We start from the raw sequence: 15917 nt of genomic DNA on the forward strand, positions 1-15917 counted from the left end.
GTCGAGCGCGGCTCGACTCTACAAAGGCCGGTGGGCAGAATGGCCCATCACCTCCCGACGGGCGACACGATGCTGTTCGAGTGGTTGCTGGGTTCCTACCTGCTGCTGATCGACTGGCTGATCCGGCTGGTCGCGCTGTGCTGGATTCCCACCCGCACCACGCCCGGCGCGGCGCGCAGCTGGCTGCTGCTGGTCGGCTTCGTACCGCTGCTGGGCCTGCCGCTGTACCTGCTGTTCGGCCACCCGTGGCTGTCGCGCGAGCGCATCCGCCGCCAGGCCGAGGCCTCGCAGGTGATCCGCGAGGAGCAGGCGCTGCAGCATCGCCTGCGCTGGACCCCACAGCCCGACACCGCCAGCGCCGAGATCGTGCCGCTGGTGCAGCGCCAGGGCGATTTCATGCCGGTGCACGGCAACGCCGTCGATCTGCTTACCGACTACGACGAGTCGCTGCACACGCTGATCGCCGACATCGACCAGGCCGAAGACCGCGTGCACCTGCTGTACTACCTGATGTTCGATGACGCGGTCGGCGAGGCCATTGTCGAGGCCTTGCAGCGTGCCGCCGCGCGTGGCGTGCAGTGCCGCGTGCTGCTCGATGCGGTGGGCGCCAAGCGTGGCCTGCGCGCCTATCGCAAGCGCCTGCAGGCGCGCGACATCGAAGTGCGCGCGATGCTGCCCGGTGGCCTGCGCTGGCGCCGCAGCGGGCGCATGGACCTGCGCAACCACCGCAAGATCGCGGTGATCGACAACGAAGTGGCCTATGTCGGTTCGCAGAACCTGGCGGGCCCGCAGTTCGTGCCGGGCCACCCGAACCGCGAGCTGGTGGCGCGCGTGCGCGGCCCGGCGGTGGCGCATCTGGAAGCCGTATTCGCCAGCGACTGGTACATGGAGACCGGCCAGCGCCTGGATGTGATCACCGATGTGCCCGAATGCGGCGACGACATCGCCACCCAGCTGCTGCCCAGCGGCCCGGCCTACCCGTACAGCAACGCGCGCGACGCGGTAGCCGCGCTGATCCACCTGGCGCGACGCCGGCTGGTGATGGTCACCCCGTACTTCGTGCCGGACGAAGCCACGCTCAGCGCCTTGCGCATTGCGGCGTTGTCCGGCGTGCAGGTGCAGCTGATCCTGTCTGCCAGCAACAACCAGCGGCTGACGTCGTGGGCGCAGGAGGCCTACTACGATGAGCTGCTGCGCTGTGGCGTGCGCATCGCGCTGTACGAGCCGCAGTTCCTGCACGCCAAGCACATGAGCGTGGATGAGGACATCGCCGTGCTCGGCTCGATCAACATGGATATCCGCTCGTTCGCGCTGAATGCCGAGATCGGCCTGATCTGCTACGACCGCGCGCTGGTGCAGCAGCTGTGCGCGATCGAGGATGGCTACCTGCGCGAGTCGCGGCAGCTGGACCTGCAGCAGTGGCGCAGCCGTCCCACGTGGCGGCGCAGCCGCGAAGGTATTGCACGGCTGGCCGATGCGTTGATGTGAAGCAATGCCGGCCGCCCATTCCGGCAATCCTGCCTGTCATCGCCGATGGCCTACAATCGGCACATGACTGATTCACCGCGTAATGGCGAACTGGACCTGGCGATCATCGGTGGTGGTGCGGCCGGGGTGCTGGTGGCGATCCAGGTATTGCGCCAGGCGAATGCGCCGCTGGCGCTGGCCATCTTCGAACCCGCCTCGCAGCTGGCCCAGGGCATCGCCTATGCCACGCCGTGGCCGGAGCACCTGCTGAACGTGCCGGCGGCGAAGATGAGTGCGTTTGCCGACCAGCCCGGCGATTTCCTCGACTACCTGATGGCCGCCAATGCCTACCCGGGCGAGGCGCGCGAGGCGCTGGGCGAGCGCTACGTGTGCCGCCACTACTTTGCTGCCTACCTGCAGCAGCGCCTGCAGGAGGCTGCTGCGACCAACCCGGCACAGCTGCAGGTGATTGCGCAGCCGGTGCTGGGCCTGCAGCCGGATGACCATGGCTACCAGCTGACACTCGGCGATGGCAGCACGCTGCACGCCGCGCAGGCGGTGCTGGCCACCGGCAACAGCATGCGGCCGCTGCCGGTGGCCGGTGCCGAGGCACTGCCAGCCGATGACGTGATCGAGGCCTGGGACTACGACGGCGTGCGCACCCTGGCCGGCGAGCAGGCCGTGGCCATCGTCGGGTCCGGCCTGAGCATGGCCGACACCGTGTTGGCATTGGTCGCCGCCGGCCACACCGGCCCGCTGCATGTGATCTCGCGCCACGGCCTGCTGCCGTTGCCGCATGCGCATGGTGGCCTGCCCACGTTCGACCCGGCCACGCTGCTGCCGATGAACCTGCGCCAGCGCCTGCGCGCGTTGCGTGGGTTCGCACGCCAGGCACAGGCCGACGGCCTGCCGTGGCAGGGCGTGATGGACCGTATCCGTCCGCACGGGCAGGCGCTGTGGTGCAGCCTCGACGCGGCCGACCAGCGCCGCTTCCTGCGCCATGTGGTGCGCTACTGGGATGTGCATCGCCACCGCATCGCCGAAGAGGTCGACGCACAGCTGCAGGCGCTGATCGAAAGCGGCCAACTGCGTATCCACCGATCCCGCCTGCAACGCGTCGGCCGCGAAGGCGATGCCCTGCGGCTGTCGGGTCGCGATGCCACCGGCAATGAACAGCAGTGGACGATCAGCGGCGTGATCAACGCTACCGGCGTGGAAACCCGCGCCAGTGCGCTGCGCAACCCGCTGCTGCAGCAGCTGCAGGCCGATGGCCTGGCCCGCCCCGGCCCGCATGGGCTGGGCCTGGACAGCACGGTGCCGGGCGATCGCCTATGTGCCGCCGGTGGCCAACCGCAGGCGCGGCTGGGCGTGCTCGGCAGCCTGCGCATCGGCAGCCTGTGGGAAAGTCTGGCGGTGCCTGAACTGCGTCAGCAGGCGCAGGCACTGGCCACCCAGGTGGTCGCAGGAGCCGCGACGGCGATGCCGTAAAATGGGGGCATGGATGTCTCCCACCTGCTTGATGGCCTGAACCCGGCCCAGCGCGAAGCCGTCTCCGCTCCCCCCGGCCACCACCTGGTGCTGGCCGGTGCCGGTTCCGGCAAGACCCGCGTACTCACCCACCGCATCGCCTGGCTGCATGAAGTCGAAGGCGTGCCGACCCACGGCATTTTCGCGGTGACCTTCACCAACAAGGCGGCCGGCGAAATGCGCCACCGCATCGACGCCCAGCTGCCCAACGGCAGCCGTGGCATGTGGATCGGTACCTTCCACGGCCTGGCCAACCGCCTGCTGCGCCTGCACTGGCAGGACGCGAAGCTGCCTGAAGGCTTCCAGGTGATGGACTCGGACGACCAGCTGCGGCTGGTCAAGCGCGTGGTGCAGGCGCTGGAGCTGGACGACGGCAAGTACCCGGCCAAGCAGATCGCGTGGTGGATCAACGCGCAGAAGGACGAGGGCCGTCGCCCGCAGCACATCCAGCCCGAGCCGCATGATGCGTGGCTGGAAACCATGCGCCAGGCCTATATCGAATACCAGGCACGCTGCGACCGCGCCGGCCTGGTCGACTTCGCCGAGCTGCTGCTGCGCGCGCATGAACTGCTGCGCGACAACCCGGCGCTGCTGTCGCACTACCGTGCCCGCTTCCGCGAGATCCTGGTGGACGAGTTCCAGGATACCAATGCCATCCAGTACGCCTTCGTGCGCGTGCTGGCCGGCGATTCCGGCCACGTGTTCGTGGTCGGCGACGATGACCAGGCCATCTACGGCTGGCGCGGCGCCAAGGTCGAGAACGTGCAGGGCTTCCTGCGTGATTTCCCAGGTGCGCAGACCATCCGCCTGGAACAGAACTATCGCTCCACTGCCAACATCCTCGGCGCTGCCAATGCGGTGATCGCGCACAACCCGGATCGCATCGGCAAGCAGCTGTGGACCGACAGTGGCGACGGAGAACCGATCGACCTGTACGCGGCGTACAACGAGATGGACGAGGCGCGCTACATCGTCGAGCGTGCCCGCCAGTGGGTACGCGATGGTGGCAGCTACACCGAAGTGGCCGTGCTCTACCGCAGCAACGCACAGTCGCGCGCGCTTGAAGAGGCGCTGCTGAGCGAACAGGTGCCCTATCGCGTGTACGGCGGCATGCGCTTCTTCGAACGGGCCGAAATCAAGGACGCGCTGGCTTACCTGCGCCTGCTGTCCAACCGCAACGATGACGCCGCCTTCGAGCGCGCGGTCAACACGCCTACCCGGGGCATCGGCGACCGCACGCTGGACGAAGTGCGCCGCGAGGCGCGCGCGCAGGGCATCTCGCTGTGGGAAGCAACGATGCTGGTCACCCAGGGCAACGCGCTGGCCGCACGCGCGCGCAATGCACTGGCCGGCTTCCTGGGGCTGGTCAACGAGCTGCAGGCGCAGACCGTGCACATGACCCTGGCCGAGCGCGTGGACCACGTGTTGGCCCGCTCGCAGCTGCGCGAGCACTGGAGCAAAGAAAGCCGCAATTCGCTGGATTCGGAATCGCGCACCGACAACCTCGACGAACTGGTCTCGGTCGCTTCGCGCTTCGTGCGCCGCGCCGACGACATCGAGGAAGTGGGCGAGGACATGGACGAGCTGGTCGCGTTCCTGGCCTACGCCGCGCTGGAGGCCGGTGAAGGCCAGGCGCAGGCCGGCGAGGACGGCGTGCAGCTGATGACCCTGCATTCGGCCAAGGGCCTGGAATTTCCGCTGGTGTTCCTGGCAGGCATGGAAGACGGCCTGTTCCCGAGTGCACGTTCGCTGGAGGAAAGCGGGCGGCTGGAAGAAGAGCGCCGCCTGGCCTACGTCGGCATCACCCGCGCGCGCCAGAAGCTGGTGCTGAGCTATGCCGAATCGCGCCGCATCCATGGTCAGGACAACTACAGCCTGCCGTCGCGCTTCCTGCGCGAGATTCCGCGCGAGCTGCTGCACGAAGTGCGCCCGAAGGTGCAGGTCTCGCGGCCGGCCTCGATGGGCGCCAGCCGGGTGATGGGCCATGCCTCGATCGAGGCGCCGCCAGTCAAGCTCGGCGCGCTGGTCACCCATCCCAAGTTCGGCGAAGGCATGGTGACCGACTACGAAGGCAGCGGCGCCCACGCCCGCGTGCAGGTCGAGTTTGCCGACGCCGGCAGCAAGTGGCTGGTGATGGCCTACGCCAACCTGACGGTGATCTGATCACCGTCGGGGGGTCGGATCCCTCCCGCAGGGAGGGCTCTGACCCCATCGCGGAATGCACGTGGTTGGGGGCGGAGCCTTCTCCGTTGGAAAAGGAGTCCGACCCCCGATTAGGCTGCGCTCATGACCCGCAACGTGCTCTTCCTCTGCAGCCAGAACCGCCTGCGCAGCCCGACGGCCGAGCAGTTATTCGCCGAGTGGCCGGGCATCGAAACCGCATCGGCCGGGTTGCTGGCCGACGCGGATGAAGTGCTCAGCCCGGAGCTGCTGCAGTGGGCGGACCTGGTGTTCGTGATGGAGAAGGCGCACCGCAACCGCCTGTCCAGCCGCTACAAGACATGGATGAACGGCAAGCGGGTGATCTGCCTGGATATTCCGGACGACTACGAGTACATGGACCCGGTGCTGGTGGAGCTGCTCAAGCGCAAGGTGACCCCGTTCCTGCGCTGACCGCCAGCTCTGAAGAGCCGAGCGTCAGTCCTGCGCCTTTGAACCGGCCGCCGCATCCTGTTCGGACATCGACTGCTGCAGGCTGCTGGTGAAACTCTTTACCGCGCGCTCCAGTGCGATCTCCCAGTTCTCCCGCGAGGCCACCTGGAAGATGTTTGCTCCGTGGCCGGAAGCCGTGAAGGTGCGCGTCTGCCCGTCCTTGCGCGCCGTCACCTGCACCGCGATGTCTGCAAGCATCTGCTGGGTGTACGTCGCTGCGCGCCAAACATTCACCGGAGAACTTACCGAAAGATCGGTCAGCGTAGCCTCCAGGCGCGTGCACGACGCTTCGCAGTTGTCTGCAGTCCGGTAACCCATGTTGCGCAGGGCCTGGATCATGATCTCGCGGGCCTTGTCCGAGGCCGTGGACGTCTCCAGTTCCACCAGTACACCATTGCCGGCACGGATGACACCGCCGATGTTCTTTGCGCGTGCTGCCGATTGCACCTGTGGGAAGTACTGGGGGCGGTTGTCGCGCACCGACGCAACCACTACCACCGGACCCTGTTCCGGATTCACCCGGATGTCGGGCACGTTCACGCGCACCACTTCGGTGCGGATGCCGCAGCCGGTGAGCAACAACAGCAGTGCCGGTGCAATGATCGACTTCATGTATTCCCCCTGTTGGAATGGTGTCCTTGCGCCGCGCATTATCAGCTCGGCTGACAGACAGAGGGAGTGGCTTTGGTCAGGGAGACGCAGCCGGGCACGGCTCGGTCCTACAATAGGCGGCGACATCTTCCAGGAACGCCTCCATGACCGAACCCACGCTGCACGTGACCGTGAAGTTGAACGCCCGGCTGCAGCCGGAGCATCGCCACGAACTGTTCGAGGATCCGCTCGATGCGCTGCTGCAGGCGGCCCAGGTGGGCGAGCTGACTGGCGGCGGCACCGCGATGTCCGATCTCGGCGAGGTCGAATACGGTGATATCGAAGTTGCCCTGGTCGATGCGGCCGGCGTGCCGAAGCTGATCGACCTGCTGGAACAGCTGGGTGCACCGAAGGGTTCGCAGCTGCAGGGCGCGGGTGAAGCCGACCGCAGCTTCGGCGTGACCGAGGGGCTGGGCATCTACCTGGATGGCCTGAACCTGCCGGACGAAGTCTACGAGCAGTGCGATTCCAACCACGTGTTCGAACAGCTGTCGGAGAACATCGACGGCCTGGGCGAGATCTGCAGCTGGTGGCAGGGCCCGACCGAAACCGCGCTGTACATGTACGGCGAATCGTTCGAAGCGATGCGTGATGCGATTGCCGGATTCGTGGGCAGCTATCCGCTGTGCCAGAACGCACGCGTGGTGCAGATCGCCTGAAGGTAGGGGCGCTGTAGAGTCGAGCAAGCTCGACTCTACGGCAGCAGGTTATCGGCCGGCTGACTGCCGGGCGTTGTCGCGCAGCGCCATGTCCTTGCCGATCTGGTAGCCGCCGAACAGCACCGCCAAGGCGATGATCGCGGCGACCATGATGGACTTCTGGGAACTCCAGACGGGCGGCTTGTTGTCCTGCATGTCGGTCGTCCTTGGGCGCGGCAGTGCGCCGCCCGCCGAGCATGCGCCGCCCGACCGGTGCGTGCAAGCGGGCGGTGCGCACACGCCAATGCGCGGCGCCGGATTGATTCTGCTCAAGGCACGGCCTGCACATCCGGTGTGCAATGGTGTCGTTCCCATCTGGCAGATCGCTACGGAGCCCCACCATGTACAAGCGCATCCTGATTGCCACCGACGGATCCGAGCTGGCCGACAAGGGCCTGGCCAAGGGCCTGGAGCTGGCCAAGGACCTCAACGCCGAGGTCGATATCGTGACTGTCTCCGAGCCGTGGGCCGTCGGCATGTACGACGCCATGGGCTGGAGCGTGGGCTACATGAACAGCCCCGAGTACAAGGCCGACCGCGAGGAAGGCGCGCAGAAGGTGCTGCAGCCGGCGCTGGCCAAGGCGGCCGAGCAGGGCATCACCGCCAATCCGGTGCACGTGCTGGACCGCTACGCAGCTGACGGCATCATCGAGACCGCCGGCGAGCGCAACAGCGACCTGATCGTGATGACCTCGCACGGCCGCCGTGGCGTGACCCGCGTGCTGCTGGGCAGCCAGACTGCCGAAGTGCTGGCACGCAGCACGCTGCCGGTGCTGGTCATCCGCTGATCCACACCCACTGATTCAAGCGTTCCCGGGGAGGGGACCCGACGCCGGCCGCAGGATGCGCGCCGGCGTTGTTTTTTGTCGGGGATCGGGGGGCGGATCCACGCATGGCGTGGATCTACTGATAGGCGGTCACCCACGCATGGCGTGGATCCACGTTCGTTGTCCCGGTAGATCCACGCCATGCGTGGATGGGCCGTGCCGATGGCCTTGAGGGGTCAGAGCCCTTTCCTGTGGAGAGGGATCCGACCCCGGTCACATCACCAGCTGTACAGCTTCCAGTACACCGGCGACACACCGTCCTTGTCGTTGTCGAAACGGCCATCGCCGTTCTTGTCGTACATGTAGAACGGAGCACCGCGCGATGGCGTCACCTTGACCATGCGCAGCTGGCCGGACACACGGTATTCCTCGATGACATCGCCGTTGTCCATGGTGCGCTTGGAGACATCGGCGCCCTTGACGTCCACCGGGGGAGCACCTGCGCCACCCATGCTGGCGCAGCCAGCGAGCAGGAGCAGGGAAGCCAGCATCAGGGTCTTCATCGGCGGGGGCCTTTGCCTGGAGAGAGCCCTGATTATGCCCCATCGCCAGGTGCGTGCCGTGTCGTCGCGGTGCAGGCACGGGCGCGTAGAATCGGCCCATGAGCAGATTAGTCCTGATCGACGGGTCCAGTTACCTGTACCGCGCGTTCCACGCGCTGCCGCCCCTGTCCAATGCACAGGGTGAACCCACTGGCGCACTGTTCGGCGTGGTCAACATGCTGCGTTCGACGCTGAAGGAACGCCCGGCCTACGTCGCGTTCGTGGTCGATGCGCCCGGCAAGACCTTCCGTGACGACCTGTACGACCAGTACAAGGCCAACCGCCCGCCGATGCCCGATGAGCTGCGCAGCCAGGTCGAGCCGATGTGCCGCATCGTCGAGGCGCTGGGCATCAGCATCCTGCGCGTCCCCGGCGTGGAAGCCGACGATGTGATCGGCACGCTGGCCCTCCAGGGCCTGGCGCAGGACCTGAAGGTGACCATTTCCACCGGCGACAAGGACTTCGCCCAGCTGGTGCGCCCGGGCATCGAGCTGGTCAACACCATGACCGGCAGCCGCATGGATTCGGATGCGGCGGTGATGGAGAAATTCGGCGTGCGCGCCGACCAGATCATCGACCTGCTGGCGCTGATGGGCGACGCGGTCGACAACGTGCCGGGCGTCGAGAAGTGCGGGCCGAAGACCGCTGCCAAGTGGCTGGCCGAGTACCAGCACCTGGATGGGGTGATGGCGGCCGCGCCCACCATGAAGGGCAAGATCGGCGAAAACCTGCGCGCCGCGCTGGAGCGTCTGCCGCTGAACCGCGAGCTGGTGACCATCCGCACCGACCTGGCGCTGGACGCCAGCCCGACCACGCTGGCCCTGCGCGAGCAGGACGTGCCGGAGCTGACCGAGCTGTATGCGCGCTACGGCTTCACCCAGGCGCTGAAGGAGCTGGGTGCGCCGGTGCCGGCACCGGTGGCCGCCAGCGAGGCGACCCCGAGCCTGCGCGGCACTGCGGCCGGCTTCGCGCGTGGCAGCGTCGAGGCGCCCGCCGCCGGCACGCTGGATCCGGCACTGTCCGCGCCGGGTGAATACGAGACCGTGCTGAGCGCCGAGCAGCTGCAGGCCTGGGTCGAACGCCTGCAGCAGGCCGACCTGATCAGCTTCGATACCGAAACCGATGCGCTGGACGCGATGCGTGCGCGCCTGGTCGGCATCAGCCTGGCGGTCGAACCGGGCAAGGCCGCCTACATTCCGGTCGGCCACGATTACCCGGGTGCGCCGGCCCAGCTGCCGATGCAGCAGGTGCTGGACGCGCTGCGCCCGGTGCTGCAGGACCCGGCGAAGAAGAAGCTGGGCCAGCACGGCAAGTACGACCTGCACGTGCTGCGCCGCCACGGCGTGCAGGTGCAGGGCTACCACGACGACACCATGCTCGAGAGCTTCGTGCTCAATTCCACCGCTACCCGCCACGACATGGATTCGCTGGCGCTGCGCTACCTGGGCTACAGCACCATCAAGTTCGAGGAGGTGGCCGGCAAGGGCGCCAAGCAGATTCCGTTCTCGCAGGTGGGCATCGACGAGGCCAGCCGCTACGCCGCCGAGGACGCCGACATCACCCTGCGCCTGCATCACGCGCTGCAGCCGCAGCTGCTGGCCGAGCCGGCGCTGGACAGCGTTTACCGCGGCATCGAGATGCCGCTGGTGCCGGTGCTGGCCAGCATCGAAGCCAACGGCGTGCGGGTCGACACCGACGAACTGCGCCGGCAGAGCCAGGACCTGTCTTCGCGCATGCTGGCCGCGCAGCAGAAAGCCACCGAGCTGGCCGGGCGCAGCTTCAACCTGGATTCGCCCAAGCAGCTGCAGGCGGTGCTGTTCGACGAGTTGAAGCTGCCGGCGGTGGTGAAGACCCCCAAGGGCCAGCCCAGCACCAATGAAGAGGCGCTGGAGGCGATTGCCGACCAGCACGAGCTGCCGCGCGTGATCCTGGAGTACCGCGGGCTGGCCAAGCTGCGCAGCACCTACACCGACAAGCTGCCGGAGATGGTCAACCCGGACACCGGCCGCGTGCATACCAGCTATCACCAGTCCGGAGCCGCCACCGGCCGCCTGTCCTCGTCGGACCCGAACCTGCAGAACATCCCGATCCGCACCGAGGATGGTCGCCGCATCCGCCGCGCGTTCATCGCCCCGGAGGGCTTCCAGCTGCTGGCCGCCGATTACTCGCAGATCGAGCTGCGGATCATGGCCCACCTGTCCGAGGACCCGGGCCTGGTGCGCGCCTTCGAGCAGGGTGCCGACGTGCACCGTGCCACCGCCGCCGAGGTGTTCGGGCGTACGCTGGAGGAAGTGACGCCGAACGAGCGCCGCGCCGCCAAGGCGATCAACTTCGGGCTGATGTACGGCATGAGCGCCTTCGGCCTGGCCCGCAACCTGGGCATCGACCGCGGCCAGGCGCAGGATTACGTGGCGCTGTACTTCAGCCGCTACCCGGGCGTGCGCGATTTCATGGAGCGGATGCGCCAGCAGGCCCGCGACCAGGGCTATGTGGAAACCCTGTTTGGTCGTCGCCTGTACCTGAACGACATTCATGCACGTAACCAGGGCCTGCGCGCCGGTGCCGAACGCGCGGCGATCAACGCGCCGATGCAGGGCACCGCCGCCGACATCATCAAACGCGCGATGGTGGACGTGGACCAGTGGCTGCGTGACAGCGGCGCACCGGCACGGATGATCCTGCAGGTGCACGATGAACTGGTGTTCGAAACCGAAAGCAGTTTCGTTGAAGACTTGCGTTTGCAGGTGGTCGAGCGCATGTCGCAAGCGGCCAAACTGCGGGTGCCGCTGGTGGTCGATACCGGCGTCGGCAACAACTGGGACGAAGCGCACTGAGGGTATTTCAGGCCGAAAACGACGTGAATTCGTTCATTCGTCAGAGGTTTCTGACTCGATCATGAATGTTGTCCTGATCGAGGTTCATTAAATTGGGCCCCTTCACGAACCGTTAGTGTTCGGAGTGCTTCTATAACTCTCGACAGGCGCAACGCCTGTTGTGGATCTCTCCCATCCCCTGGAGCAGATCTCGGAACGGGGACTCCTCCCCAAGTGCCCGTTCCCCGGCCCCGTTGACCTCCCCCTGGTCAGCGGGGCTTTTTATTTGTGCCGCCGCAGCACCAGGGATGGGGTCAGATCCTTGGTGCTAGGCTGGGCTACCGTTCCACAGGGGAAGACCATGCCCGATATATTTGCACTGGCAATGCCCTGGTGGGAGTTCATCCTGCGCGCGGTGGTGGTCTATGTCGTGGTGCTGGGCATGGTCCGGCTTGGCGGCAAGCGGGCTCTAGGGCAGATCACGCCCTTCGACGTGCTGTTGATCGTGCTGCTGGGCAATGCGGTGCAGAACGCGCTGCTGGGCACCGATACCTCGCTGGGCGGCGGCCTGCTGCTGGCCGCGACCCTCATCCTGCTCAACTATGGGGTGGGCTGGCTGACCACCCGGAATCGACGCATGGAGCGGATGATCGAAGGAGAACCTACCGTAATCGCGCGCGATGGCCGGCTTTTGGAGGGTGTTCTCCGCCGCGAACTGATCAGCCGGGCCGATTTCGATGCTGCGTTGCGCCAGCAGGGTGGCCTGCGGATCGAGGATGTGCAGATCGCCCTGCTGGAGACGACCGGGCACATCACCATCCTTCCGCGGAAGGGCACCTGATCGTGCAGCACCGAGCATGGGCTCGACGCTACAGGGCATCATTCACGGTGTGCAGCGGGTAGTGCCGGCCGCCGGTTTGCGCTCGTAGTAGGCGAATCGATTGCCGCTGTCGATACCGACCAGGTTGCCGTTCTGCAGCAGCTGAAGAACGAAGTCGCTGCCGATATCGCGGTGTATGAGGATGCGGCCATCGCGCAGGCTTGTCCGCAGTGGCTGTTCGCGGCCACCGGCCTCAACCACACCACCCTCGAGGAAACGCAGCTGCGACAGCACGCTGCGCTCGGCTTCAAAGCTGCCACAGGGCAGTGCGGCGGCCGGCACCGGCGTGAGCGCTGCCGCGGGGGCGCTGGCGAGAACGGCAAGGTCTTTGGCCGGACCGCAGGCCGGGGCATCCGCGCGCTGTGCACAGGATCGCTGCAGCGCATCGCGGGCCTCCTGCAGGCGGCCACTGCTCCACAAGGTTTCGGCGGTGTCGGCGCAGAACGTTTCGCCCTGTTGCACGCGGCAAAGGTCGATCAGCTCATCAAGCTGTGCAGGTGGCAGAGGCGCATCCACGGAATGCTGCAGGCCGAGCAGGGCCTTGCCCATCATTTCCGAGGCAATCTCCTTGGCTGCCGTCATGCAACCCTCGGCGTCGAACGAGGGCAGCTCCTCCCTGCAGATCTCGGGAATCGGCGGATCTTCCTTTCTGGGCGCTGCGTCCTTGGCCTGCTGCTGGTAGGTCTCCAGCAGGCGCATGCAGGCTGCGCCCACGCCCTCGGCGCACCAGGCGTGCAGTTTCACGGGTGCGGCCTCTGGCAGCGCCTCCAGGCACTCGGAGGTGTTCATCACGCAACCGCCCTCGACGGGCTGCGGCATCGTCTTGCAGGCGGCGGCGTGCTCACGGGTGAACTCGCGATAGGGCGTGCTGATCGTGCGGTCGTTGTCCGAGAAGTACCAGTTTTCCAGCTGGCCCGTGGACAGGTTGCCGGTACCGAGCACGTCTTCCTGGCGGGCGATGCGCAGCTCCTCGGTGGCCTGGTAGGGGCCGGACAGGAAGCCGTGGCCTTCGCTCTCCAGGGTCAGCGTGGTGTTGCCGTTGCTGTCCTTGTAGGTGCCGCAGGCCATCGACTGAGCGGCGGCCGGCAGGCTGGCCGAGGCCAATGCAAGCAACAGCAGGGAGCGCCAGCCCGCAGCGCGGGGGCGGGGGGAAACAGCAGCGGGCATGGGGTCATCCTTGAAGGAAGTGAGCAGGGCCTGTCCGGTGCGGGGCGCACCACAGGCAGGAGAGGGCGCCACGGGTCAGGCGTGGCGCCGGAAGATCACAGCCAGTCGCGCGGCACCAGATAGTCGGCCAGGCGCGCCTCGGCGCTGCCCGCTTCCGGCGCGAAGCCGTACTCCCAGCGCACCCGTGGCGGCAGGCTCATCAGGATGCTCTCGCTGCGGCCGCCGCTCTGCAGGCCGAACAGCGTGCCGCGGTCGTAGACCAGGTTGAACTCCACGTAGCGGCCGCGGCGGTACAGCTGGAACTCGCGTTCGCGCTCGCCATAGAGGGCGTCCTTGCGCTGCTGCACGATCGGCAGGTAGGCGTCGAGGAAACCATCGCCGACCGCACGCAGATAAGCGAAGTCGCGCTCGAAGTCGCCGTGCAGGTCGTCGAAGAACAGCCCGCCGACGCCGCGCGTTTCATTGCGGTGGCGCAGGAAGAAGTACTCATCACACCAGCGCTTGTGCGCGGCATAGCGTTCGTCGCCGAACGGCGCACACAGATCGCGTGCCACCTGGTGCCAGTGCTGCACGTCCTCGTCGAACGGATAGAACGGGGTCAGGTCGAAGCCGCCGCCGAACCAGCTGGCCACCACTTCACCATCGCGCTGTGCCTGGAAGAAGCGCACGTTGGCATGGGTGGTCGGCACGTAGGGGTTGAGCGGGTGGAACACCAGCGACACGCCGGTGGCGCGCCAGGAGGCGCCGGCCAGTTCCGGGCGGTTGGCCGAGGCCGACGGCGGCAGGCGGCTGCCGGACACATCGGAAAAGCCGATACCGGCCTGCTCGAACACCGCGCCGTCGCGCAGCACGCGGGTGCGCCCACCGCCGCCCTCGGCACGCTGCCACAGGTCTTCCTGGAAGCGGGCCCGGCCATCGACGGCCTCGATCGCCGCACAGATGCGGTCCTGCAGGTCGGTGAGGTAGGCGCGCACGCGCTCGAATTCGTTCATGGCGCGTACTTTACCGCAGGGCCCGCCCGAAGCTGCGGACAGGCCCTGGCCGGCTCAGCGCTTGCGGTTGGAATGGCGTGGCGGCGGGGTGTCGTCTGATGCCGCGTCATCGGCCGCCTTCTGCAGCGCGCGGCCCAGATCGATCAGTTCCCAGTTCTGGGTGCCGAGCACGTCGCAGGCCACGTGCAGGCCACTGCGGTCGGCCTTGCACAGCCGGTCCAGCAGTGCATGTGCATCCACCTCGGCATCGTTGCCCTGGGCCGTGACCAGGTTCTCGCAGCCCTCGCGGACGCCGGCGCGGCAGACCGTGGTGTAGTGCTCGGCGGCCTGCAGCCAGTGCCCGGACAGCGCAAGGCGGTTGCCGAGCATGTTGCAGCCCTGCAGCCTGCCCTGCGCGCAGCAGGCTTCCGCCCCGCCGGCAGCGAGCGCCTGCGGGCAATCCTGGGGTAGCGGCAGCACGGTGTACTGCTTCGGTGCACTGCAGCGGCCCGGGCCATCGCCAGTTGGGGTGAACACCTGGAAGCGGGTCCAGGTATCCAGGCCCAGCAGCTGGCCGCCAGGCAGCGGACGCAGCACGAAGTCGCCGCCCCTGTCGTGGCGGATGCGGATGTCGCCCTCTTCGACGCGGGCGCGGAGATGGCTGTTCCAGCCAACGCCGACCAAGCCGTTGTCACCGAAGTCCAGCGTGTCCATCAGACCGCCATCGGCCCGGTAGTTGCCGCAGGGCAGGGCCGTTGCCGGTTGCGGTCGCAATGATGCGCCCAGCGCCTGCAACGCCGGCAGACGCTCGCAGGTGGCGGTGTCGTTGCCCGGTGTGCAGGCCGCAGCCAGCGCCTGCACCGCCAGCAGGGGATCTCCCGCGTCCCAGGACAGTTCGGCCACCCGCTCGCAGAAGCCGCCATGCGCTACCTCGCGGCACAGCCGCAACAACTGTTGCCGCCGCTCAGCCGGAATGATCACCGGCACGGTCGGCGCCGTCATCGTCACCATGGCTTCGGTCATGGCTGCCGTCATCGCGGCCTTGACCAGCTGCGCCTGCACTGCGGGGTCGGCCTCGAGCGCGGCGGCACATGCCGGGGTTTCCTGTTCGAAGCCACCGTTGTCACAGGCAGCGGGGAGCCTGATACCGGACAGGGCGGCGTCGAGGGCCGCCTTCTGCTGGACAGGATCGGCTTCGACGACAGGTTTAGCCTCCTCATGCCAACGATCAGCCAGTTGCAGGCACATGCCGGGCACGCCTTCCCGGCACCCTGCTTCCAGCGCGGCCGGAGTGGCTTCGTGACGGTTGTCCAGGCAGGCCACGGCATTGGCCAGGCAGCTGCCTTCAGCCGGCGTGGCTGCGGCGGCGCACTGTTCGGGGGTCAGCAGGATGTAGGTCGTGCCATCCACCTCGACCGTGCGGCCACGATCACGTACCTGCAGCGGGCTGGGCAGGCCGTACTCCAGGTTCACCAGTTGCAGCTTCCCGTCGATCTGCTGGAACGCGACCGGAGACGGTGCACTGCCGAAGTGCTTCTGCTCGCCACGGTTGGGTGAGCTGATGCGCAGCGTGCTGCTGCCTTCGTCGGCCTTGAACAGACCGCATTGTGGTGACTGTGCGGCGGCCGTCGGTGCGGCCAGCAGCAACGCCCAGGCCAGCCAGCGGCGGCGCGGTGCGGGTGAATGCATGTCGTCTCCTTGACGATCGAACGGGAAACTCCA

At 67.2% G+C, this 15917-nt stretch carries 14 protein-coding genes; 8 read left to right on the forward strand and 6 right to left on the reverse strand.

Annotated features, from left to right (window positions below):
- The first annotated feature begins 69 nt into the window (after positions 1–69).
- The 4 genes from cls to AC5P9F_RS15565 all read left to right on the forward strand — a co-directional run bounded on the left by cls (position 70) and on the right by AC5P9F_RS15565 (position 5607).
- Complete coding sequence (gene cls / locus AC5P9F_RS15550; protein WP_005414897.1) at positions 70–1488, forward strand: cardiolipin synthase; 1419 nt, start codon at positions 70–72, stop codon at positions 1486–1488.
- Positions 1489–1533: 45 nt separating this feature from the next.
- A complete protein-coding gene (locus tag AC5P9F_RS15555) occupies positions 1534–2955 on the forward strand; it encodes an FAD/NAD(P)-binding protein (RefSeq protein WP_111197064.1) in 1422 nt (473 codons plus the stop codon).
- A 9-nt stretch (positions 2956–2964) separates the two neighbouring features.
- Positions 2965–5157 carry a DNA helicase II gene (uvrD, locus tag AC5P9F_RS15560; protein ID WP_012481620.1) on the forward strand — a complete coding sequence of 731 codons (2193 nt, stop codon included), beginning with the start codon at positions 2965–2967 and terminating at the stop codon, positions 5155–5157.
- Positions 5158–5280: 123 nt separating this feature from the next.
- The gene (locus AC5P9F_RS15565) at positions 5281–5607 is read left to right on the forward strand and encodes a low molecular weight protein tyrosine phosphatase family protein (protein WP_099497362.1); all 327 of its coding nucleotides are present in this window, start codon (positions 5281–5283) and stop codon (positions 5605–5607) included.
- A 24-nt stretch (positions 5608–5631) separates the two neighbouring features.
- Here AC5P9F_RS15565 and AC5P9F_RS15570 read toward each other — a convergent pair whose 3' ends face one another.
- Entirely contained in the window at positions 5632–6258 is a 627-nt protein-coding gene (locus tag AC5P9F_RS15570) for a YajG family lipoprotein (RefSeq protein ID WP_060380864.1), read from the reverse strand.
- 143 nt (positions 6259–6401) lie between these two features.
- Between AC5P9F_RS15570 and AC5P9F_RS15575 the strand changes: the two genes are divergently transcribed.
- Positions 6402–6956, forward strand: coding sequence for a hypothetical protein (locus AC5P9F_RS15575; RefSeq protein ID WP_049417909.1), 555 nt, complete (start codon positions 6402–6404; stop codon positions 6954–6956).
- A 48-nt stretch (positions 6957–7004) separates the two neighbouring features.
- Here AC5P9F_RS15575 and AC5P9F_RS15580 read toward each other — a convergent pair whose 3' ends face one another.
- Positions 7005–7151 (reverse strand): hypothetical protein, encoded by a 147-nt coding sequence (locus AC5P9F_RS15580; protein WP_005411630.1) that lies wholly within the window; start codon positions 7149–7151, stop codon positions 7005–7007.
- Between the two features lie 185 nt (positions 7152–7336).
- On the opposite strand from AC5P9F_RS15580, the gene AC5P9F_RS15585 reads away from it, so the two are divergent.
- Positions 7337–7783, forward strand: coding sequence for a universal stress protein (locus AC5P9F_RS15585; RefSeq protein WP_005411629.1), 447 nt, complete (start codon positions 7337–7339; stop codon positions 7781–7783).
- 257 nt (positions 7784–8040) lie between these two features.
- Here the strand turns inward: AC5P9F_RS15585 and AC5P9F_RS15590 are convergent, their stop codons facing one another.
- Complete coding sequence (locus AC5P9F_RS15590) at positions 8041–8325, reverse strand: DUF2782 domain-containing protein (RefSeq protein WP_005411628.1); 285 nt, start codon at positions 8323–8325, stop codon at positions 8041–8043.
- Positions 8326–8423: 98 nt separating this feature from the next.
- Here AC5P9F_RS15590 and polA point away from each other — a divergent pair, with 98 nt between their 5' ends.
- Positions 8424–11198 carry a DNA polymerase I gene (gene polA / locus AC5P9F_RS15595; protein ID WP_274849970.1) on the forward strand — a complete coding sequence of 925 codons (2775 nt, stop codon included), beginning with the start codon at positions 8424–8426 and terminating at the stop codon, positions 11196–11198.
- Between the two features lie 340 nt (positions 11199–11538).
- Positions 11539–12018 (forward strand): DUF421 domain-containing protein, encoded by a 480-nt coding sequence (locus AC5P9F_RS15600; protein ID WP_005414889.1) that lies wholly within the window; start codon positions 11539–11541, stop codon positions 12016–12018.
- Positions 12019–12060: 42 nt separating this feature from the next.
- On the opposite strand, the gene AC5P9F_RS15605 is transcribed toward AC5P9F_RS15600, so the two are convergent.
- The 3 genes from AC5P9F_RS15605 to AC5P9F_RS15615 all read right to left on the reverse strand — a co-directional run bounded on the left by AC5P9F_RS15605 (position 12061) and on the right by AC5P9F_RS15615 (position 15884).
- Positions 12061–13224, reverse strand: coding sequence for a hypothetical protein (locus AC5P9F_RS15605; RefSeq protein WP_495231995.1), 1164 nt, complete (start codon positions 13222–13224; stop codon positions 12061–12063).
- A gap of 95 nt (positions 13225–13319) precedes the next feature.
- On the reverse strand, positions 13320–14216 hold the full coding sequence (gene hemF, locus AC5P9F_RS15610) for an oxygen-dependent coproporphyrinogen oxidase (RefSeq protein WP_274849968.1): 897 nt from the start codon (positions 14214–14216) through the stop codon (positions 13320–13322).
- A gap of 54 nt (positions 14217–14270) precedes the next feature.
- Complete coding sequence (locus tag AC5P9F_RS15615) at positions 14271–15884, reverse strand: hypothetical protein (protein ID WP_274849967.1); 1614 nt, start codon at positions 15882–15884, stop codon at positions 14271–14273.
- Positions 15885–15917: the final 33 nt, after the last annotated feature.

It is taken from the genome of Stenotrophomonas sp. YJH_SMC_4, assembly GCF_059371575.1.